Here is a 20,396-nt window from a genome sequence, read left to right as displayed (position 1 = left end):
CCCCTTAATTGGGGCGTTGTCATTTTTGGAGTATGTAAAATGCGTGAATTTCCAAAAATGCTGTATGTGGGTTCTACACAATCACATAAGCATCAAGTTGCACAAAATGAAGATCATGAAGCTGAATTGCGTGAATTAGGCTTTGTTGATTTTGCAGATTTAGAAAGTGAACAAGGGCAAATTTCAGGCGGTGCGGTTGGCAGTGCATCAAGCGAAGATTTTAAAAACGCTTTTGTACCTATTGAACAATTTGATGCAGTCAGCGAAGAACTTGTTCAAAAAGAATTACAGCTCAATGTTGCACAAACTGAACGTGATGATTTTAAAGCTGAAAATGATGATCTTAAAGCTCACTTGAGCAAAGCACTTGAAGAAAATCAACAGCTCAACGAGCAACTAAGCAAAATGCTAGATGCGGAAAAATATCCAAAACAAGGCGCAGGAATTGATGTTGATCACAACTCAATGACTTCTGAGCAATTGCGAACAATCCTTGATGCTAAGGGTATTAAGTATTTAGCACGTGACAATAAAGATACCTTGCTTGCTTTATTGACTCAGCCAGTTAAAACGGAAGAATAACAATGAAAGTTCGTGATTTAGTCCATGCCTCAGCACGTGCTATTGGCATCATTGCGTCAGGCGAAAATATGACAGATGCCGAGTTGAGCGATGCAGTATCATCATTGAATATGCTTTTAGGGCAATGGTCTACATCACGAGATTATGTGTTTTCGACTCAAGATATTGAGATCGATCTTAGCGGCAATTCGTTATATCAAGTCGAAGCAAATTTGATTTCAGATAATGCCAAACTCAATGACGAAGAAATCAAAATCTATCGTGATATTACTCAAAACAAGCCTAAAAATTGCATTGAGTATACCAAGGTGCTGAATGGCTATGAGTTGCTTGTTCCCCAAAAATTCACAGGCAAATTAACGATTCAATCTTTGATTAGCCCTCAATTTCCACTTAAAGCACTTGATGATCTTACTGTACCAGATGAGTATTTCCGCGCAATTAAATACGCTTTAGCAATTGAGCTTGCACCAGAATATCAATTACCGATTACTCCTGATGTTCAGCAGCAATATCAGCAAGCTATGCGTATTATGCATCGTGCACAGTCTACACCAACACCAGTAAAACCTGATCGAGTATTGATGGGAATAAGTCGTGGTAGATATTGGGGGCATTATGATTAAATTGCCTTTGGTTGGTCCAGCCTACAAAATGCAATCTCAAAGCATTAGTTGCCAAAATTGTATTAACTGGTATCCGCAAACTATTGAGTATCCAAACGGTTCCCGTGTTGCAGCATTGATGCCTACACCAGGCTTAAAAAAATTATTTAATGGTGAAGTTGCGGCCACTCGTTGCTTATATGTTTTATCCAATGGTGCATTGCTTGTAGTTATTGGGAAAAAGTTATATCACAGTAAGTCAACTAAATTAGATTTAAAAGAGATCGGTTTGATTAGTGCTCTTGGCACAGTGAGAATTGCTGATAACGGGCAAGTTGCACTTATTGTGAATGGCACATATACATACGCGCTTGATCTCAAGAAACTAACCTTGACTCGCTTATCAGGATCTACAATCCCTCGATCTACACATGTTTTATTCTTAGATGGTCGTTTTGTGGTGAATAAAGCAAATACAGGTCAATTCTACTGGTCTGATTTGTATAGCACTAAAGTAAATGCATTGTCTTATGCAACCGCAGAATCTACACCCGACAATATCACCGCAATTGTGACATTTAACCGTGAATTATGGTTGTTTGGTGCGCAAAGTGTAGAGCGATATTATGGTACCGGTTCAAGTAATTCACCTTTTTCTCGCTTGTCAGGCGGTGCAATGGCCTTTGGTTGTCTTGCTCCCGATAGCATTGTTTCCTTGGCTACAGGTGTGATTTGGCTGGGTGTTAGTGAGTTTGGCGGCAATCAGATTGTGATGAGCGGTGGCGGTATTCCTGATCGAATCTCGACTCATGCACTTGAAGAAGAAATTTCCTCATTTACCAAAACTTCTGACGCTTCGGCTTATGCTTATCAAATCGAGGGGCATGTTTTCTATGTTATTTCATTCCCATCTGCAAATGTGACTTATTGCTTTGATGTTTCAACAGGTCTTTGGCATCAACGTTCTTTTACAAATGCGCAGGGCTTACATGAGCGTCATCGTTCTCAGCATCATGCTTATTTCAACAATACCCATATTGTCGGGGACTATCGAAACGGCAAGCTATACCAACTCGATAACAATACATTCACCGATGATGGTGAGTTGATTTTAAGAGAAAGAACAGCTCAAGCGGTAATTACTGATAAAAAATTGACTCGTTTTAGTAAATTAGAAATTGTGTGCGAAACTGGGTTTAATTTAGAGAATGTGCAGAGGATTGATCCTGAACCGCCTTTGATTATTATGTGTAATGATGAAACAAATAGCGTTCGCGTTGCTATGGCAGCTAAGCAATCTGAGGTTCCTTCAATCGCTGCTAGAGCTTTATCAAATACAAATAATCCAATGGATTATTTTGAGTTAAGAATTGATAGTGAAGTATATCCGTTTGATCGACCTTTACCAGAGCATATACAGCTAGAGCCTTCATTTTATCCACGCGTATTTTTACCAGAAGGGTTTGATTGGCTTAACGCATTTCAATTTATAAATCTTAATAAGGATTCGACTGCTAAAATTGAATTTCTGTCAAAAAATCCAGAATTATTTATTTTTGCGTGGGATAACTCAACTATTGTAAATAATTTTTCAGGAACACATTTTGGAGCGTGTTTAGCAACAAACAAAGAAGTGGATCCTGAGCCGGGCTTTGATGGTCCAGATTGGTTTGTATTAAACAATGTGACAAATCAAGATTTATATATTGATGATGTTCTAGTTGCAACCGCAAAAGATTGGGATACTCAATGGGATTATTTAACTCGCTTACAAAGAGTATTTTCTAGTAAAAATATTGATTTACTCTTTGTTGGTGAAATTAATAATAATATTCCTGCGATATATTTACGCAATGAAAAGATTGCATCCACAAAGATTTCATTCAAAAAAAATGGCTATGTTAAAGGCACTATTACATCACCAGATGAAAATGTTAACACTTCATTTGTTGAAAGTGATGATGGGGTGACTATCCAACTTGGTAAACAATTTACTGAGGATTTAATTTACAAGCCGAGTGAAAGCAATAATTTCTTTGCATATCAGTATTATAGTGTGAGTGACTTTAGTAAAGCTCAAGCGATGATGCAGATTTATATCAACGATCAGCTTTTTGTAACTAACGCGAATGATCCTTTTTACTACTCTAAAGATTTAGAGAGATGGCACGGCATTCGAGCAATGTCTAAAGAATTTTATGAAGATCCAATTCTTGAAAATATCAATACCTATGTATTTGAGAATATGACAGAAAAAGAGATCAAATTAAGATTTAGATATTTCACCCCACTAGGTTGCCAGAGTACAAAAACAGCTTTAAATGATTCTGCAAATTATTTAGAGCGGAATTTATGTATTGTTCTTGCACCTCGAAAACTTGTTGTAGATGTTAAAGACAGGCCATCTTACGCAATTAATTTAAGGTATGAATTTAGTCGTAAATATCCTGTGTATTTACAAAGCGACCTCGTCGTTGAATACAACATCAAATCAGACTTAAAACCTTATGTAAATATTGAGGATTACTTTACAGAGCAGTATCCAACTAAAATGTGTAATGCATTGTGTAATATGGATCCTAATTACAGCCAGTTTGATCATGTTAAAGCTTCAAGTATTTTTGTTGGTGAATTCCCAAGAAAACTCATAAAAGGCCAAGAGGGATCTGGTTATGAGAATAGATGGGGAGCACCAATAGAAAGCAACAATCAGTGGATTTATGACGTTTGGGGTAGCAATGTTACTGTGAATTTAAATATTGAATCTGAGGTTTATGGATTGGGCGGCGCAGGCGGTAATATCGTTGATCGCTTAACAGGCAACTATGACTTGAATGGACAAAATGGTTTTGCTCCAATTAGTAACTTTGATGAAGATGTAATAGTCAACTTAACAGTGAAATCAACAGGTAGGATTATTGCTGGTGGGGGTGGAGGCGCTTCATTCCCAACTGGTAAATTAAAGGTTGAGTTTAGAGAAAGACATACTTTTGAAAACTCAAATGAATGGACTGAATGGACTGATTGGCAGTTCGATAAAATCACAGGCGAGTTTTACTTATTTGGTGGTACTGGTGGTTTGCCTAACGGAATAGTGGGTAATTACAATGCGCCTAATGATGATTTCCCTTATGCATTATCAACAATTTCAAATGAATATGCGTTTACTGATTTTTTAAAAAGTAAAATGCTAGACCCTAAGTATGCCTTTGATTTTAATAATGAGGAAATGGCAAAGTTCAATTCGGGGTTACCCGGAGGCTTTGCTAAACGATCTGTAAAATCTCCACCAGATGATAGTGATGGCCTTCCTTTTGTTATTAACAATGTTATTGAAAATAGCGGACTATACCAGAGGGAGTTTAACCGTAAATGGGAGGACTTAAGGAATGATCAAGCTATGGGTGGTTTGGCTGGTAAGCTTTTTCAAGGTGGCAAAGTGGGCAAAATCATAGTGCACAATGGCGGCAAAATACTTACAGATGATGCTAATGATCTCGACATAGAATACCTATAGGAGCGTTACATGGAACCACTTTTACAGCTGAATTGGTCAGACGATAACGGTCATACTTGGTCTGATACTCGCCTGATCCCATTAGGTAAAAAGGGTGAGTATCGTAAACGTGTGATTGCTCGTCGGCTTGGCTCTGGTCGAGATCGAGTCTTTCGGCTCAGATGTTCAGAGCCAATCAAGATCGTCATTATTGAGGGGATTTTGGAATGAGCCAAGGCATCCCCTCAAGAGATTCACTCGTTGATAGAAACGGCCAGATGACTACAATCTGGCTTATTTTTTTTGAGCAATTGTATTCTGTTTATTCTGACTCGAGTCAAAACAATACAGAATCTATTGCACAGATTAAAAAAATTGCAGATCAAGCGCTTGGACTTGCTCAACAAGTAGAATCAAGCAATAAAGAGCAACAAAAGCAAATTGAAGAATTGCACAAATTAATTACTAATTCAGCGGGCGATTTTGCAACTACTCAAGATATTACAGCAGTAAATAAACGAGTAGAACAGACCGAATATGACTTGCAGCAATTACAACTCGCTTTAGATAATTTAAAAAAAACATTTGATGATTCTCAAAAGGAATCAAAAGATACAATCAAAAATCTGCAAGATCAAATTAATGAATTAGCACGGTCTAGTTTTATTGAGGCGCCAGTAGATGGAAAGACCTATGGGCGAAAAGATTTAGAGTGGTCTGAAATTGTGGCAGTGAAATTATCATTGCCATTTTTTTTGAGTGATGGAACAAGACAGAGCATTCCACTAACAAGTGATTTTCAACTTCCATTTTTCTTATCAGATGGCTCTCAGCAAAATATTCAAACGGTGACAGTATGACAATTCCCTTAAAACACAGACCAGATGGTTTGGGTGAATTCGAGCCTAATGATGTTGTACCTGTTGAGCATGGAGGTACTGGGGTTTCAACTATCTTAGATGCTCAAAATGTCTTGGGAATTTCGGATAAGTTAGATCGTTCTGAGTACATCCAACACTTTAAAGGTATATTTAATAGTTATGCAGCTTTGACTGCGGTTTTACCAACTGCCAACGATGGGGATTATGCTCATATTGACTCAGGTACAGGTTTCGATCGAATGGTCGCTATTTGGGATAGTTCAGACAATAAGTGGGTAATTAGTCAGGCGAATGCAGGAGCCAATACAGATGAAGTACCAGAGGGTAGTCAAAATCTATATTTTAAAAACCAACGAGTTTTAGCAACAATTCTTGAAGGTTTGGTTGCTGGTACAAATGCAGAGATATTACCAGCTGATAATGTGATTACTGCATTTCAAAAGTTACAAGCGCAGATTAAGGCTTTAAATACTGTTTGGGTTAGGGCTGATACTATTGGCACTTTCAACACATCAACAGGTTACGGTAATGGGCAAATTAATGGAGCACCAGCATATTTAGAGTTTGCAAAAATCAACGGTAATTTATGGGTACGCGGTTTTATAAAAATACCGTACGGCAATGGTCTGGCATATACACTTACTGATAAAACTTATAATGTTTTAACTCAAAACGATTCAACGTCAGTAATTTTGAGTTTTTTTATGTATCTCTCTCCATCTCCTACGCGAATTTGGCTCAGATCAAACACGAAAGTAAGTGATCAACAGACTGCTTCAAATGCAACACAAACTTTTGTTATACCTGATAACTCTACTGAAGGTGTCTATCACATCACAGCTCAATGCTTAGGTAAATTGGCAATATAAAGAAGGAGTCAATCATGGATCTACTCAATGCTTTAATTCATCAAAATGAAGTGAACTCAAAAGAAAATGAACCACTCGATTATTATAAGAAAGCGTTTGATTTACAAAAAAGTTTGTTTGAACTTGAGCAATTAGACATACCTGTTGAACACCATTTTGCACCTGGTAATTATGCGCGTGAATGTTTTTTACCAGCAGGCTCAGTAGTGATTGGAAAAGTACACCGTCATGCTCATGTGAACATTATCTCAAAGGGCAAAGTAACAGTTGCAACTTCTGAAGGGCTTCATGAATACGAAGCACCATTAACCTTTATCAGTGAACCCGGAGCGAAACGAGCTTTGATTGTTCATGAGGATACGGTATGGACCACTGTGCATCCAAACCCATCAGATACGCAGGATCTTGCATTGATTGAATCCGATGTGATTGTTCCTGAGAGTGAAGTTGAAGCATTTATTCTAAGTTTAAATCAGGAGAAAATCACATGTCATGGGTAGCAGCAGGTACCGCAGCAGTATCAATCGGGAGTAGTCTTTATGGAAGTAGTAAAGCAAAAAAGGCTGCAAAACAAGCCGCAGCACAACGAGCTCAAGCAGCGAATCAAGCTGCAGGTCTTCAAAGTGAGGCTTATACAAATGCTGGAAAATTACAGTCTGATGCATCTTTAAAAGGTTCAGGGTTATTAAGTCAAGGCTATCTTGATTCAAATAGCAACCTCACTGAAGGATATGACAAAGCTAATGCGACCTTAACCAATGGTTTAAATTCTGCATTAGGATATCAACAACCTTATGCAAATTTAGGTTCACAGGCGAGTGGTTTACTTTCAAAAGGTTTAGCTGATGGCAGTTTGACACGTGGATTTAACATGGCTGATTTTAATGCCGATCCCGGTTATGCATTTCGTAAACAACAAGGTATGGATGGAATTCAATCTAGTGCGGCCGCAAGTGGTGGATTGCTTAGTGGTGCAACTCTCAAAGCATTAAATGGTTATAACAGTGATCTTGCAAGCCAGGAATATCAAAACGCTTACAACCGCTTTGGTAATGATCAGGCTAATGCATTTAATCGTTTAGCAACAACCACAGGAATAGGTCAAAGTGCAGCAAACAATATGAGCAATATGACGTATAACAATGCTTCTAATATTGCTGGCAATCAAACCACGCTTTCTCAATTGATCTCACAAGGCTTACTTGGCTCTGCAAATGCTAATGCAGCTGGATTAATTTCATCTGCGGGCTTTAATGCTGATGCGCTTGTAAGTTCTGCAAATGCAAAAGCAACAGGAATTTATAACGCTGCTGGTGTCAATGCTAATAGCACAATTCAACAAAGTAATATTAACAACCAAATGCTGAATGATGTTATTAAAAATGGTTCTGCAGGTATTGGTGCTTTAGTTGGACGCTATGGTGGTGGTAAAACTTCATAAGGTGTAAATATTATGGCGACTCAAAATCCAATCCCTGTTTATTTCAATCCTGAAATTGGCCCAAACTATCAAGGCCTTTCATTTGAAGACATAGCAAACTCTTTTAACAATGGCCAACAGTTCAGTAATCAGATTCAACAACAGCAGCAAAAGGGCATTTTAGCTCGATTGATCGCTCAAAATACTGGTGCAGACGGTCAAGTTGATTTAAATAAGTCTTTACAGTCAGTACAAACAAATCCCAATCACAGATACCAACCTGAAATTGTTAATACATTGTCAGGGATGATTCAGCAACAAAATGCAGCTAAATTGAAATCTCAGAATGATGCTTTAACACTTGATGCAGATTTAAATAAAAAATATGCTGAAACTGGAAAACTGAAACAAGAGGGATTGGGTAAAGGCCTTGAAAATAGCGAAAAAAAATTAGGAGCTATAAATCAGATCTTTCAAGCTGCTGCTTTAACTGGGAGCAAAAACAATGTTTTATTGGGTTTGAATGGTGCGCTTAAAAGTGGTGTTATTGATCCTGATACCTTTAATCAGCAAAAGCAAATCGTTGATTTAATGTCTCCTGAAGATATTAAATCTTATGCTTCAGGGATTAGCTTTGGAAATGCCAAGGATCCAGCAAGTATATTGTATCAAACAGCAAATAATGCCGCTGATAATGCTACAAGTTCTGCTAATAATATGCGTACCACCAATGCTTCAATCTATTCTACGGATATTGGCGCTCAAACTGCTGATAAAAACCGTGTTCAACAAGATTCGCAATTCCAGCAGAATTATACACTTAATCAGCAAAAAGCCTTTTTTGAGCAAAACAAACCAACATCGTATGGCTATGATACTCAAGGTCGTCAGTATGCAGTTCTTCCAAATGGGAAAGCTGTATATGTGAAAGATGAACAAGGTCAGTATGTTGTTGGGCAACAGAAAGGCGGTAAAGGTCTGAGTGAGCAGCAAAGTAAGGATGCTTTGTTTGGTGCAAGGATGCAAGAATCAAACGCCATTTTAAACGAATTAGAGAGCAAAGGAATCTCCCAAACAGTTATGAGTCGTTTACCTTGGTTAGGAGATTCCTTGTCTACTTCGCTTCCATCTGTTTTAGGTGGGGCAAATGAATCTCAAGGAAAATACATGCAAGCTCGCAGAGACTTCATTAATGCGGTACTGCGTAAAGAATCAGGTGCAGTAATTGCCGATAGTGAGTTTAGCAATGCTGAAAAACAATATTTCCCACAAGTAGGCGACTCAAAGGAGATTATTGCTCAAAAAGCAAGAAACAGAGACTTAGCAACAAAAATGATCTTGGGGAGTGCGGGGCCTGTAGGACAGCAATTGGTTAATCAAGTCAGAGGGAAAGAAGGTGCAAGTACCACTCAACCACCTTTGATCAATTCTTCTTCGTTTATGCCATAGGATATGCTATAAATCCCTCATAACTATGGGGGATTTATAATGAAAATATGGGTTTTAATTTGTGGCTTGCTTGCTTCAAGTTTAAGTTTTGGGGCTGATTGGGTATATGTTAATTCCAGTAATTCTGAAAGTTTTTGGGTTGATAAGGGTTTTTACAAATACAATGTTAAAAACAACACAGTAGATGTATGGAATAAAGCAATAAAAAAGAAGTCAAATAGTAATGATTTCTATACAAGTTCGAAGTCTCTAGAAAGATACTCTTGTATGGATAAGTCTTCAAAAAATCTTGCTTATGTTGAATATAAGGAATCTGGAGAGGTATCCAAGTCATACACCACCCCCTCTAAAAGTTTCTCAGTAATTTTTCCAGACTCAATTGCTGAAGGGATTTGGGAGGTTGCTTGTAGCTCAAAAGGCAGGGGTTTTAGATTTTCAAAAAAGCAATTAGAAACTCTCTCAGTTTTTGAAATGCAGGAAAAATATGCCAAAAATGCACCTTATGAGCCCGAATATGTTCCAGAAAGCTTGATATCTGATAAATAAAGCATCCTAGGGAGTTATTTGTGTAGCTTTCTGTTTTACAAAATCATCCATTGTATCAATCTAATTTAGAAAATAAATCAAGAACCCACTTCGGTGGGTTTTTTAATGTCCGGAGATAAAGTATGGCAAGTCTATTGCAGAAACAAGTTTATCAAGCCTACTTGAATGCAGGCTTGTCACCTAATCAAGCGAGAATCATCACAGCGGAAGTAGGGCGTGAAGGTTCATTTAGCCCTAAAAATCTGTTTGGGGTGCATATTGACCCTAAAAACGGAGCTGCAAATTTAGGCATGTTGTCATGGCAGGGCAACCGTGGGCAAGCGCTTTATCAAGATTTGAAATCAAAGGGTTTGATAAAAGGCAACGGTATATTACCTACTCAAGAAGCGCTTAACTCAATGGCGCATTTCTCTGTGAACGAGATGAGAAATAACAAAGCTTATAGCAAAACAGCTCAAACCTTTTTGAATAATCCAGATATTGATTATCAAACTGGTGCGGCAGTATTGGGGCGAGATTATATCCGATGGCGCTATGACGACCCTGTTTACAAATCAGGGCATGTGAATAGAGATAAGTTTTATCAAGCTATGGGTGGAGTGGTAGGACAGCAATCTCAACAAGAATATAAGCCTGAGTATGTTCCGCAAAACCTATTACAAGCTAAAAGTGGGTACAAAGCTGAATATGTCCCTAAAGACAACTTAACTCAAGAAGGGTACCAACCCGAATACGTTCCACAACAATTATTAGGTGGTTAATCATGGCAGGCGAACAATCTAAAGCATTTATAGATGCACAACGAAAAGCTGGGAAATCCGATATAGAAATTTTCAATGCGATGATTGATATTCCTAAATTTAGGGAGGGTATTCAAAGAGGTAATAGTCTAGGGCATACAAATCGGGATATTGCTCAGGGACTTGGTTTAAACCTACCTGAACGCAAAGCGGTAGATATTAACGAAGTTAAGCAAAAAGCAATGCTTGACGAAGGAAAAAAGGCGGGGAAAACTTCTCTTCTTGACTCTATTAATATGGGCATAACAGGAGGGATTGGTGGAGGGGTAGCTCAAGGTTTCTATAAAGCAAGTGATTTAATTGATAGCGGAATCAATAAGCTAACTGGTGCAGAATACTTGCCAACTGATCGTTATGAAAAATTCACACAACAACGAAAAGATTTTGCAGACCTACACAATGCTCAACGTGAAGCCAATGAACAAGGCTTTGATTGGGTTCAATTGGGTACTAATGTTGCAACAGAGTTGCCAGTAGCTGCATTAGGAAAAGGGTATCAAGGTGCTAAAATACTTTCTGGTGCAGGCGCAAAAGTCACAGGTCGTAATGCATTAGTAGGGATGGGCTTAGGCGGGGCAAGTTTTGCAGATGACTCTGATGCCCGATTAGCTCATGCGGCTTTTGGAACTGTTGGTGGGGCAGCTGGAGGAGTGGTTGGAGAAAAAATTGGGCAGGGTTTAAGTAAAGCGATACAAGCAAGTAAAAATGTAAGTTCTAGATTTTCAACAACTCAAACCAACCAATTGCTATCCCAAATCAACCAAAAACTTGATGATGCTTTACGTCAAAATGGATTAACTTTAGGCGAGTTGTCTGCGGATATCGTTAATGGATTGCGTCAAGATGCTTTAAAAGCTTTGAGATCAGGTAAAGATTTAAATCCTACAGCAGTAGCCAGAAAAGCTGTAATTGATCGTTTGGGATTGACTGGAACAAAAGCTCAGATCTCAGGTGATGCAAAGCAATGGCAACAGCAAGCAGAGCTAGCAAAAATCAATGGAGCGGGTGACCCTCTTCGAGATAAATTTATTGATGACAATGTACAATTAACACGATTACTTAATGAAGTTGCTGATAATACCAAAGGAACATCAGTAAATAGTTATGGCCCCATGGATGACGCTCTAAAATCTATTCAAGGTCAACTGGGTCAAAACAAGGATTATATCCGAACAGTTTATAATTCAGCACGTCAAGCACAAGGAAATGAGGTTAAAATCGGAGGCGCTGAGTTTGTCAGAGAATCAAATAAGATTTTAAAAGACAATTACGCTTCAATGAGCCTACCCTCAAGTGTTAAGGCAATTCTCAAAGATATTGAAAAAGATCCAGATCAATTTACTTTGGGTAAATCTGAAGAGATTATTAAACGTCTTAATAAGGAACACAATTCAAGTTTAAAACTTGATGGTACAGCTTCAAGTGAAACTTATGCTATTGGGCTAGTACGCGATGCATTGAATAATCGCCAAAACATAACACTTCAAAATCTTTCAAATCAAAACAATGCTGCTGCTCAACTATATCAGCTTGGACGTCAAGCGCATGGTTTCAATGCTCAACAAATTGAATCAATGCCATTGCTTCAAGATGCGATAAAAGGGGTGGAACCCGATAAATTATTTAATAAACGTATTCTGGGTGGAAATGTAAATGAATTAAGTAAAACGATTGATTTATTAAAGAATGTCAATCCCCAAGCTGTAAATGACATTAAGCAACAAGTCGTTCAATTCATTAGCCAAAAATCAGTTAATAGCAATGGGCAATTTAGCCCGGCGGGCATGAAAAGAGCTCTCGACAATTTAACTGATCGTCGAATGTTGACGATGTTTACACCTAAGGAGCTTGGTCAAATTAAAGATATTAGCAAGGCTGCCGATTACTTTATTACACAACCGCCCCATTCTTATGTAAATAATTCCAATTCTGGATCCGCTATAGCAAATTATTTTATGAGTTTATTAAAGCTTCCTGGTGCAAGAGTGCTTTTGAGCTCAGTTAAGGATGTTCCAGACAGTATGGCGGTTTCACAAGCAATGAAACCCTCGATTGCTGGTGAAGCAACTCCATCTCAGGCCAATCAAGATCTGATAGAGAGATTGACTAGAGCAGGCTTGATTTCAGGCTCAAACCTACCAAACCAATAACCGCCAAAAGGCGGTTTTTTAATGCAGGTTCAAAATGACAGCATACCCATTAACACCAGTGCGATATCGAGCCTTTGACAAAAACGGACAGCCTTTAATTGGTGGTCAGGTTTTTGCGTATGAGGCAGGAAGCACAACAAATGAAAAAGATACATATTCTGATAAGGGTATGGAAAGTTTAAATACATGGCCTGTCATTCTTGACGATATGGGCAGTGCATCGATCTATATTTCAGGGGATTACTTTTTTCAGGTTTTCGATGCTGAAGGTAATTTGATTGAGGAAGGTGACGGCATTGCTGATGCTGAGTCGATTGCACAAGCTTTGATTGACGGCAACTCAGGCAGTGCGAGCAATCTTGAGCAACGTGTGACCGATTTAGAGTCAGCGCGTGATGAGCATACAGATCAGATCAATGACCTACTTGACACAACCGCCGATCTACAAGAGCAAGTTAAATCAGAAGTTGAAACAGATCGAGACGCAGCGATAAAAGCTGCTGTTGATGCCGCAAAGACTGCTTTAGCTGATGTATTTCAAGGAAAACTTGATGCTTTAGAAGAGCAATTCGGTGAAGACCTTGAAAAAGTCAAAATCCCAATTGACGGCATTTACATCTCACTTACTAATGTTGATCCAAAAACGATACTTGGATATGGGTCGTGGCTGGCAATATCTAAAGGTCGTGCAATAGTCGGCTTATCCGATGTTGCTGCAGATCCAAACTGGACCAAAACTGTCGGCAGTACCTTCGGTGAGTATGACCACATACTAACAAAAGAAGAATTGCCAAAAATCACTGCCAAGGCGGTAAAGCTTCAGTCTATGTACTGGCAATATGGTCCGCAAAAAAGACCTGATGAAGGTTTTATTCCTAATTGGGATGAGGCTAATTCGATGTCTGGTGAAGATAAAGCGCATAACACAGTACAACCAAGTATGGTTTTTGCCATCTGGAAGCGAACTGCATAAAAATATTAGGGGGTTACATGTCTGAAACGCAGGCAGCAATTGAAGCGAGTGCGGTCGCAATTACTCAGAAAGTTACAGTTACAAGTGGTGCTACTTCATTCTTCGCATTCTTGGCCAAAGTTGATGTTATCGCTTGGGGCGGTTTATGCGTGGCATTGATAGGCTTATTTATTCAGCTGTACTTTGCGATAGCTAAAAATCGACGCGAAAAAGTAGAGCACGAAATGCGTAAAGCAGAACATCAATTACGTATCTTAAAATTAAAGGATGAATGTAATGTCAAAAACTAAAGTTTGGGCAGTTGGTCTAGCAGCTTCGGCTGCTTTTTTTACATCTTTAATTGGCTATGAGGGGTACAAGTCAAAGCCATATTTAGATAGTGCTAAAGTGGCAACGATCGGTATCGGGTCCACATCATATGAAAACGGTACCAAGGTCAAAATGACAGACAAGCCGATTACCAAAGAACGTGCGGTTCAAATTGCCAAGGCTCATATTGCAAAAGACGAAGTAGCTTTTAGAAAGTCATTATCTGGCGTGAAGCTTACTCAGACTGAATATGATGTGTACTTAGACTTCGTTTACAACTATGGCCAAGCCAACTGGAATGGCTCATCAATGCTCCGTAATTTGAAAGCGGGGCAGTATAAGCAAGCTTGTACATCACTTTTAAAATACAAGTACGTTGCAAAGCGTGATTGCTCAGTGCGTTCAAATGGCTGCTATGGTGTTTGGACTCGGCAATTAGATCGATATAACAAGTGTATAGGGGTGCAATGATGCAAGCATTTTTAGCGAAATTCTATGAAACCGTCATTATCGCAATGGCGGTTTTTTTATTGTTGGCCATAACAGCTTTAGGCATTCAATCATGGCGAGTAAATCATTTTAAAAGCGAATACACATTATTGAATGCAAAATACAAAACCGAAGCTGCTGAAGCTAAAGCTATGGTAGAACAAGCCAAAGCCTCAGCAGCACTTAAAGAGAAACAATGGTTTGAACAACAGTTAAAAGCGGAGCAAAACTATAATGCTAAAATTAAACAGATTAAGTCTGATGCTGATCTTGCTCAGTCCAGCGCTGACAGCTTGTCAAAGCAACTCAAAATTGCAGGCAGTCGCTTGTCCAGTAGTTCCAAAGAAACCATCGTTGAGTACACCATTGCCAACAGTGACATACTCGAAAACTGCATTACTGAATATCGAACAGTGGCAGAAAAAGCTGATGGACACGCAGCTGATGCAGAAAGATTGAGGGAGGCGTGGCCCTCTGAGTGAGGGCTTTGTTTAATTTAACTTCTAAGAAATAATTCAAGATTATGGGTTACAAATTTCAAAAATAGTTTTTAAAAGTTGTTTTACTAAGATATGTAGAATTTTAATTATTAAAAAACAATTAATTATAGTTAATGTAGTATCAATTAGGTCATCATGAATCACAGCGGTTAGCATAAAAGATACAATTAAAATAAAAATTAAAAAAAAGAATTTACTATTGAAATATTTTTTGTTCATGCCTTTACTCTGTATATAAGGGTTATATTATAATAATAAATTCTGAAAATTTATATATTTTGTGAGTAATAATAGAGTTTAGAATTTAATTTTAATTTTATTTCTCTATATTTTCAATAACTTAGATATTAAATAAAGCTTATTTATAAAAAAAATAAATATATATATAAGAAAACTTGATTATTTTTATTTTCAGTATATAATGAGCTTAACTAGAAAAAATTATGTTTGGTAAATCTTCTCTAAGTACCGCAGTATTAGTCATAATCCTTCGTTTTTTTCAGATTTTAAGCTCCATTCTTTATTATTTCGATGTTACAGATAGTCAATTAATTGGCTAAAATTTTTAAAAAAATAGGATTTATTATGTCTAATTCAAATATTGTGAAAGGTACTGTTAAGTGGTTTAACGAAGCTAAAGGTTTCGGTTTTATCCAACCAGAATCAGGTCCAGATGTTTTTGCTCATTTTAGCGAAATCGCTAGCTCAGGTTTCAAAACCCTTGCTGAAGGTCAACCTGTTGAATTCAGTATTGCACAAGGTCAAAAAGGACCAAATGCTGTAAATATTATTGCTGTATAAGCAACAATAAGCAGTACTAAATAAAAGCACTAATTAGTGCTTTTTATTTTCTCTTAAAATTATTATTAGTAATTTTATGAATGTCGATAAGATTAAATTTAGGATGTAAATTGTTAAAAATAAATGATTTAATTGCAAAATCTAAAAATGGTACAGAAATTCTTGTGTCTTTAATTCCTCTAAATAAAATACAAAGTACACGTGAAGGTTTTAAAACAGTTGAAGTTGGTAAAAGAGTTCTGCTTTCCTCTGGAATCGAAGTTGATTTAAATTTAGATGGACGTACCTTCTATGCGTCTATAAATCAACTATTTAAATTAAATGATAGAGTTATTTAAATAAAACTCAATAGTTTTTGGATACTTAGGTAGATCCATTATTTCTACCATAATTTTATTAGGATATCGCAATGCTTAAACAAAATATCAGTGTTAAAGATCAGTTTGGAATTAAATATCTCATTCAAGCAACAGTAGATAATTATTTTGCTAATACTCAATGTTTTTCAAATTTAAAATACATAACAGTTGAAGGTGAAGATATACGACCTAGCTTTGAAATGTTTTTTCAAAGTACATTAAGTGGTAAAATTTTTAAGATTGATAAAATTTCTTAAAGATTATTAAACCTTTACAGATGAATTCTGTTAAGTCGTTACAGATATTTTCTTTAAGAAATAATCTAACATTAAGTCTGGTAACAGGCTTTTTTTAATGGGTTGTTCATATGAGTGCAAAAAACTTCAAGTGAGGAGCTTTGAATGCTGCGAAGAATAGGGTCATTAATTAAGGTTTTATTCTTAGAAGAAATTTGGAATAAAAACTATTAAAAATACAAAAAAATTTTGCCAAAACAACAATAAAACTTGCGTATCGTGTATATAAAATTGAGTTTTAATAAAAAAAGCCCACCTAAGTGAGCAATGTTGGACATCATTTCTAATTATTGACCATTCTCTCCAATGGTCAAATTCAGTATATCTTGTTTTATTTTGGATAAAAACGCAGCGAAATGGTTGGTTATAGTCTTCGACCCTAGTTTAAAACTAGTCACGCAGTTTTATGACTACACTAAAAGGGTTGTGGAAATCACAACACCGGGTACTCACAATTCGAGTATCCGAAATAAATCAACTACGAAAATTTCGTAGTTAAATCTAAAAAAAAGGGGGGTATCCATTTTTGAATATACCCAATATCTGCATTGTGATTTCCACAACACAGGCATCATTCAACCATTGGGAAAATCACCATAGTTGGATTTTAAATATAAGAAAATAGTAGTAAGCCCAATATTTGCTACTACAGAATTTAAGTTTTTAAAGAGTGATTCAGGCAGTACAATGAAGGGTGGATATTGTTAAAATACGATTACTTTTAAATACTATTGAAATTAAAGTTCAAGCCGATTTAAAATAAAATGCAACAAGAATGCAACTTTTTGTTGTAAGTATTTGATATTTATAGTTAGTAAAGGCGCTCAATGCGCCTTTTTATTTGATAACAATAATTTAAGAGTTATTTTTTGAATCAAATTTGAAATACAATTTTTTAATGAAGAGAAACATTGCAACAGGATCAAACTTTTGCAACAATGTTAAAGCTTGAGTTCAATCACTAGAATTAAAACTAAGAAATGAAAAAAAGGTAACTTTAATCATAGTGAACTTAGAACTGTTATTAGAAGAATATCGAGATAATGTCTCAATAAACAAGAAAGGTGCAGATATATGTTTAGAAGAATAGTAATTTTCCTAGCCTCCTTATTATTTTTATTAAATTCAGCTTTAGTTAACGCTTCAATTGGTGGATGGACACTATCAAATCCAACCGCTGTTGGTGCATCAATTTTATATGATGGTACAAAAGGGTCGCTTACATCATCTGTGCTAATCTCACCAAATGCATCACAAGTAGCAAAAGTTTTACGTGGAGGTATTGCAGGCATAGCACTTAGTTATGCCGTAAAGCAGTTATTGGGTGCTGTAGATTGGGTGTTGGAACCTGCGAATAATCGGGTTACTTATTATGAGAAACCACCTGTATTAATAACTTTGCCAAAAATTTGGATAGCAAATCAAAGGACGGGTTCTTGTGAGGTTCGAGCATTTGCAACTTTTGAAGAAATAAAACCATACATTGAACAATGTATGAAGAGTACTTATCCTGATTATTCTGACTTACACAAATGTGAACTAACCTCACAGACTACTTTTGCTTGTAAAGTGGCTTTCCATCCAACTAATTTACAGACTGTCACTTATGGTTCTTACACTAATAACCCTGCATACAATCCAAATGTAAAACCTGAAGAAAAATACCTCTCCCTTATAACCGCTGCCCAACAAGTCATTGAGAATGCACAAAACAATAACCTTGATGCACAATTCGCAGTTTTAGCTGCGGCAACAAATATTTTATCTGAAGCTGAACAGGATGATGCTAAAGCTAAACCAATTGAAAAAGAATTAGAAGATAATGCTGATGATAAATGCCGTACACACAATGCATATATGAATGGGCAAGCACGGATTATTGAGGATAGATATAACGAGTTGTTTGTTGATTCTTATGATTTGTATAATAAGTATTATGCATTAAAAAATCCGCTTCAAGGTGTTGGTTCATGGGAGGGACATATTTATAGATATGTGCAAGTTGAACAACCAATTTTACGTCAACGAATTTTAGATGCTGCTTTAGAAGGGTGCTATGAAACTCCAAACGCGTCTAGATGGAAACAAAAATCCCCACCACCTAGACCAGGTATACATTCACCAGGGTAAAATATGATTAAGTTAAATATAGTTAAGCCATCAAAGGGCCAACCTGTTAAAACAATTTATTTTATTGATGAAATGGAATATTGTTTTCGAATTTCTCATTTTATTAGGGAAAAAATAGTTTTAGATCAAGTTCAGGAGTTTAATGGCTCTAAGCAAAAAACTAGCGAAACATTATACAACGAATATTATGAAGTAATTGCTTATCAAGAATATCTAATGGATGCTAATGGTAAATTTTATGGTACTAGAGACTATGAGGTAATTAATGGTCAATTTAAAAAGTTAAATACTGTGTTAGTTGAAGTCGTATCTAAAGAAAATAAACACACAAAACACAAATGGCTTAATGGTTCTGATGAATGTGTTTATATAACTGAGGTAAGTGATCAACAAGAATTTCGATACGTTAAAGCAAATGGAGAAGTGATTGATTATGATAGTCTTCCTGAATTTTTGAGTGTTAATAAACCATTAGAATTTTGTGAAATTAGGAATCAATACCTAAATCAAATCGTAAAAGAAAATAGTTAACCTTAGATAATTGAAATAAGATTTTTGTTTGTGTGCCCAAATTGCGTGCGATCAAATCTTAAAGTCATTTAGTAATTACAAGGGTATGTACAATCTGCATACTCTTTCAACATGGTAACCAACATTCACCATCTTCCCAACTAACACAAAGCTGGGCGAATTCAAACATGAGGTGCGACAGTTTCAAAAGCCTTATGATAATCAACAAGCTGAGCAAACTTCTCTAATGGTGTAAGCCAATCTAACGCTTTTCTAGGACGAGTATTCAGTGACATGGCAACTTGATTTAAATAATGCTGATCTGCCTGATTTAAATCAATCCCTTTAGGTAAATATTGCCTAATTAAACCATTCATATTTTCGCATGTGCCTTTTTGCCAGGGTGAATGTGGGTCACAGAAATATACATCTATGCCTAAATCTTCTTCGAGTTTTTTATGTTCTGACATCTCACGTCCACGGTCATAGGTCAACGTTTTACGCAGTTCTGCAGGTAAATATTTCAGAGCTTCAGTTAAAGCCTTGCGCACGGATTCTGCCTTTGCATCAGGTAATGTTGCCAAGATACAGAGCCGTGTATTTCGTTCAATAAGTGTTGCTATCGAACTTTTATTGTCTTTACCTTTAATTAAATCGGCTTCCCAATGACCCGGTATTTTTCTTTCTTGAACTTCGGCTGGGCGCTCATGAATAGTTTTAATATCCTGTAATATAGAATCTTTTTTAGGTTCACCGTTAGCTTTTCGCTTTTTATTTTCATGACGCAGACAGGATAATAAGTCTTTTTTCAACTCACCCTTTGGTAATGCTCGTATAGTTGAGTAAATCGTTGTATGGCTTACATTCATTGTTTGATCCAAATCAGGAAATGTCTTTAAACGCTTTGCTATTTGCTGAGGAGACCATAAACAACGGATCGCTTCAACAATAAATTTCCAAAGGATTGAATCGATTTTGAGTTTTCTATGACCACGTCTACGTCTAGCGAAGGTGTGATCAGAAGCATATCGGGCTTGATAAACGTCATTGATGCTATTTCTTTTAAGTTCACGATAGATCGTACTAGGATGTCTTTTAATAAGTTCAGCAAATTTTCTGGGTGAAAAGCCTTCTTTTCTTGATTCAAGCATTAATGCAGTACGATCTTCAAAGTTAAGATGATGGTATGACAATTTTATATACTCCATAAACCCTTTAAATTAATTAGGTG

General features: G+C 36.7%; 22 protein-coding genes. 21 read left to right on the top strand and 1 reads right to left on the bottom strand.

Annotation, left to right across the window (positions count from 1 at the left end; all coding sequences use genetic code 11):
- The first annotated feature begins 39 nt into the window (after positions 1 to 39).
- The 21 genes from MTO68_RS17290 to MTO68_RS17190 all read left to right on the top strand — a co-directional run bounded on the left by MTO68_RS17290 (position 40) and on the right by MTO68_RS17190 (position 19,186).
- Positions 40 to 582 (top strand): hypothetical protein, encoded by a 543-nt coding sequence (locus tag MTO68_RS17290; protein ID WP_004823296.1) that lies wholly within the window; start codon positions 40 to 42, stop codon positions 580 to 582.
- Between the two features lie 2 nt (positions 583 to 584).
- Positions 585 to 1,208, top strand: a complete 624-nt coding sequence (locus MTO68_RS17285; RefSeq protein ID WP_004823294.1) for a hypothetical protein — start codon at positions 585 to 587, stop codon at positions 1,206 to 1,208.
- Entirely contained in the window at positions 1,201 to 4,704 is a 3,504-nt protein-coding gene (locus tag MTO68_RS17280) for a packaged DNA stabilization protein (protein ID WP_244013597.1), read from the top strand. Before MTO68_RS17285 ends, MTO68_RS17280 begins: the two co-directional genes overlap by 8 nt.
- 9 nt (positions 4,705 to 4,713) lie before the next feature.
- The gene (locus MTO68_RS17275; RefSeq protein ID WP_004823290.1) at positions 4,714 to 4,914 is read left to right on the top strand and encodes a hypothetical protein; all 201 of its coding nucleotides are present in this window, start codon (positions 4,714 to 4,716) and stop codon (positions 4,912 to 4,914) included.
- Positions 4,911 to 5,543 carry a hypothetical protein gene (locus MTO68_RS17270; protein ID WP_004823289.1) on the top strand — a complete coding sequence of 211 codons (633 nt, stop codon included), beginning with the start codon at positions 4,911 to 4,913 and terminating at the stop codon, positions 5,541 to 5,543. The genes MTO68_RS17275 and MTO68_RS17270 overlap by 4 nt, the downstream gene beginning before the upstream one ends.
- A complete protein-coding gene (locus tag MTO68_RS17265; protein WP_004823288.1) occupies positions 5,540 to 6,433 on the top strand; it encodes a hypothetical protein in 894 nt (297 codons plus the stop codon). Before MTO68_RS17270 ends, MTO68_RS17265 begins: the two co-directional genes overlap by 4 nt.
- Positions 6,434 to 6,447: 14 nt before the next feature.
- Positions 6,448 to 6,933, top strand: a complete 486-nt coding sequence (locus tag MTO68_RS17260) for a hypothetical protein (RefSeq protein ID WP_004823287.1) — start codon at positions 6,448 to 6,450, stop codon at positions 6,931 to 6,933.
- Positions 6,921 to 7,874 carry a hypothetical protein gene (locus MTO68_RS17255; protein WP_004823286.1) on the top strand — a complete coding sequence of 318 codons (954 nt, stop codon included), beginning with the start codon at positions 6,921 to 6,923 and terminating at the stop codon, positions 7,872 to 7,874. The genes MTO68_RS17260 and MTO68_RS17255 overlap by 13 nt, the downstream gene beginning before the upstream one ends.
- A gap of 12 nt (positions 7,875 to 7,886) precedes the next feature.
- A complete protein-coding gene (locus MTO68_RS17250; protein WP_004823285.1) occupies positions 7,887 to 9,302 on the top strand; it encodes a hypothetical protein in 1,416 nt (471 codons plus the stop codon).
- A gap of 39 nt (positions 9,303 to 9,341) precedes the next feature.
- On the top strand, positions 9,342 to 9,848 hold the full coding sequence (locus MTO68_RS17245; protein ID WP_004823284.1) for a surface-adhesin E family protein: 507 nt from the start codon (positions 9,342 to 9,344) through the stop codon (positions 9,846 to 9,848).
- Between the two features lie 122 nt (positions 9,849 to 9,970).
- Positions 9,971 to 10,609: a phage tail tip lysozyme gene (locus tag MTO68_RS17240; protein ID WP_004823283.1), complete on the top strand. Its 639-nt coding sequence runs from the start codon at positions 9,971 to 9,973 to the stop codon at positions 10,607 to 10,609.
- Positions 10,610 to 10,611: 2 nt separating this feature from the next.
- Entirely contained in the window at positions 10,612 to 12,798 is a 2,187-nt protein-coding gene (locus MTO68_RS17235) for a hypothetical protein (protein ID WP_004823282.1), read from the top strand.
- Between the two features lie 34 nt (positions 12,799 to 12,832).
- The gene (locus MTO68_RS17230) at positions 12,833 to 13,771 is read left to right on the top strand and encodes a hypothetical protein (RefSeq protein ID WP_004823280.1); all 939 of its coding nucleotides are present in this window, start codon (positions 12,833 to 12,835) and stop codon (positions 13,769 to 13,771) included.
- A 17-nt stretch (positions 13,772 to 13,788) separates the two neighbouring features.
- On the top strand, positions 13,789 to 14,061 hold the full coding sequence (locus MTO68_RS17225) for a holin (RefSeq protein ID WP_004823278.1): 273 nt from the start codon (positions 13,789 to 13,791) through the stop codon (positions 14,059 to 14,061).
- The gene (locus MTO68_RS17220; RefSeq protein ID WP_004823276.1) at positions 14,048 to 14,551 is read left to right on the top strand and encodes a lysozyme; all 504 of its coding nucleotides are present in this window, start codon (positions 14,048 to 14,050) and stop codon (positions 14,549 to 14,551) included. The genes MTO68_RS17225 and MTO68_RS17220 overlap by 14 nt, the downstream gene beginning before the upstream one ends.
- Entirely contained in the window at positions 14,548 to 15,051 is a 504-nt protein-coding gene (locus MTO68_RS17215) for a hypothetical protein (protein WP_004823275.1), read from the top strand. Before MTO68_RS17220 ends, MTO68_RS17215 begins: the two co-directional genes overlap by 4 nt.
- A 603-nt stretch (positions 15,052 to 15,654) precedes the next feature.
- Positions 15,655 to 15,870 carry a cold-shock protein gene (locus MTO68_RS17210; protein WP_004823273.1) on the top strand — a complete coding sequence of 72 codons (216 nt, stop codon included), beginning with the start codon at positions 15,655 to 15,657 and terminating at the stop codon, positions 15,868 to 15,870.
- A 110-nt stretch (positions 15,871 to 15,980) separates the two neighbouring features.
- Positions 15,981 to 16,208 carry a hypothetical protein gene (locus MTO68_RS17205; RefSeq protein ID WP_035371050.1) on the top strand — a complete coding sequence of 76 codons (228 nt, stop codon included), beginning with the start codon at positions 15,981 to 15,983 and terminating at the stop codon, positions 16,206 to 16,208.
- 71 nt (positions 16,209 to 16,279) lie between these two features.
- On the top strand, positions 16,280 to 16,486 hold the full coding sequence (locus tag MTO68_RS17200; protein ID WP_004823271.1) for a hypothetical protein: 207 nt from the start codon (positions 16,280 to 16,282) through the stop codon (positions 16,484 to 16,486).
- A 1,113-nt stretch (positions 16,487 to 17,599) separates the two neighbouring features.
- Positions 17,600 to 18,655, top strand: coding sequence for a hypothetical protein (locus MTO68_RS17195; protein ID WP_244013595.1), 1,056 nt, complete (start codon positions 17,600 to 17,602; stop codon positions 18,653 to 18,655).
- A gap of 3 nt (positions 18,656 to 18,658) precedes the next feature.
- Positions 18,659 to 19,186, top strand: coding sequence for a hypothetical protein (locus MTO68_RS17190; protein WP_244013593.1), 528 nt, complete (start codon positions 18,659 to 18,661; stop codon positions 19,184 to 19,186).
- 161 nt (positions 19,187 to 19,347) lie between these two features.
- On the opposite strand, the gene MTO68_RS17185 is transcribed toward MTO68_RS17190, so the two are convergent.
- Entirely contained in the window at positions 19,348 to 20,316 is a 969-nt protein-coding gene (locus MTO68_RS17185) for an IS30 family transposase (protein WP_235663160.1), read from the bottom strand.
- Positions 20,317 to 20,396 lie beyond the last annotated feature (80 nt).

Origin of the sequence: Acinetobacter sp. NyZ410, assembly GCF_022828975.1 — a bacterium.
Classification (GTDB): Bacteria; Pseudomonadota; Gammaproteobacteria; order Pseudomonadales; family Moraxellaceae; genus Acinetobacter; species Acinetobacter guillouiae.
The sequence above is the reverse complement of the archived record's forward strand: the minus strand, read 5'-3'. Positions and strand labels throughout refer to the sequence as shown.

Coding starts and splice junctions, on each gene's coding strand:
- MTO68_RS17290 (WP_004823296.1), top strand. CDS start 40: ATGCGTGAATTTCCAAAAATGCTGTATGTGGGTTCTACACAATCACAT.
- MTO68_RS17285 (WP_004823294.1), top strand. CDS start 585: ATGAAAGTTCGTGATTTAGTCCATGCCTCAGCACGTGCTATTGGCATC.
- MTO68_RS17280 (WP_244013597.1), top strand. CDS start 1,201: ATGATTAAATTGCCTTTGGTTGGTCCAGCCTACAAAATGCAATCTCAA.
- MTO68_RS17275 (WP_004823290.1), top strand. CDS start 4,714: ATGGAACCACTTTTACAGCTGAATTGGTCAGACGATAACGGTCATACT.
- MTO68_RS17270 (WP_004823289.1), top strand. CDS start 4,911: ATGAGCCAAGGCATCCCCTCAAGAGATTCACTCGTTGATAGAAACGGC.
- MTO68_RS17265 (WP_004823288.1), top strand. CDS start 5,540: ATGACAATTCCCTTAAAACACAGACCAGATGGTTTGGGTGAATTCGAG.
- MTO68_RS17260 (WP_004823287.1), top strand. CDS start 6,448: ATGGATCTACTCAATGCTTTAATTCATCAAAATGAAGTGAACTCAAAA.
- MTO68_RS17255 (WP_004823286.1), top strand. CDS start 6,921: ATGTCATGGGTAGCAGCAGGTACCGCAGCAGTATCAATCGGGAGTAGT.
- MTO68_RS17250 (WP_004823285.1), top strand. CDS start 7,887: ATGGCGACTCAAAATCCAATCCCTGTTTATTTCAATCCTGAAATTGGC.
- MTO68_RS17245 (WP_004823284.1), top strand. CDS start 9,342: ATGAAAATATGGGTTTTAATTTGTGGCTTGCTTGCTTCAAGTTTAAGT.
- MTO68_RS17240 (WP_004823283.1), top strand. CDS start 9,971: ATGGCAAGTCTATTGCAGAAACAAGTTTATCAAGCCTACTTGAATGCA.
- MTO68_RS17235 (WP_004823282.1), top strand. CDS start 10,612: ATGGCAGGCGAACAATCTAAAGCATTTATAGATGCACAACGAAAAGCT.
- MTO68_RS17230 (WP_004823280.1), top strand. CDS start 12,833: ATGACAGCATACCCATTAACACCAGTGCGATATCGAGCCTTTGACAAA.
- MTO68_RS17225 (WP_004823278.1), top strand. CDS start 13,789: ATGTCTGAAACGCAGGCAGCAATTGAAGCGAGTGCGGTCGCAATTACT.
- MTO68_RS17220 (WP_004823276.1), top strand. CDS start 14,048: ATGTCAAAAACTAAAGTTTGGGCAGTTGGTCTAGCAGCTTCGGCTGCT.
- MTO68_RS17215 (WP_004823275.1), top strand. CDS start 14,548: ATGATGCAAGCATTTTTAGCGAAATTCTATGAAACCGTCATTATCGCA.
- MTO68_RS17210 (WP_004823273.1), top strand. CDS start 15,655: ATGTCTAATTCAAATATTGTGAAAGGTACTGTTAAGTGGTTTAACGAA.
- MTO68_RS17200 (WP_004823271.1), top strand. CDS start 16,280: ATGCTTAAACAAAATATCAGTGTTAAAGATCAGTTTGGAATTAAATAT.
- MTO68_RS17195 (WP_244013595.1), top strand. CDS start 17,600: ATGTTTAGAAGAATAGTAATTTTCCTAGCCTCCTTATTATTTTTATTA.
- MTO68_RS17190 (WP_244013593.1), top strand. CDS start 18,659: ATGATTAAGTTAAATATAGTTAAGCCATCAAAGGGCCAACCTGTTAAA.
- MTO68_RS17185 (WP_235663160.1), bottom strand. CDS start 20,316: ATGCTTGAATCAAGAAAAGAAGGCTTTTCACCCAGAAAATTTGCTGAA.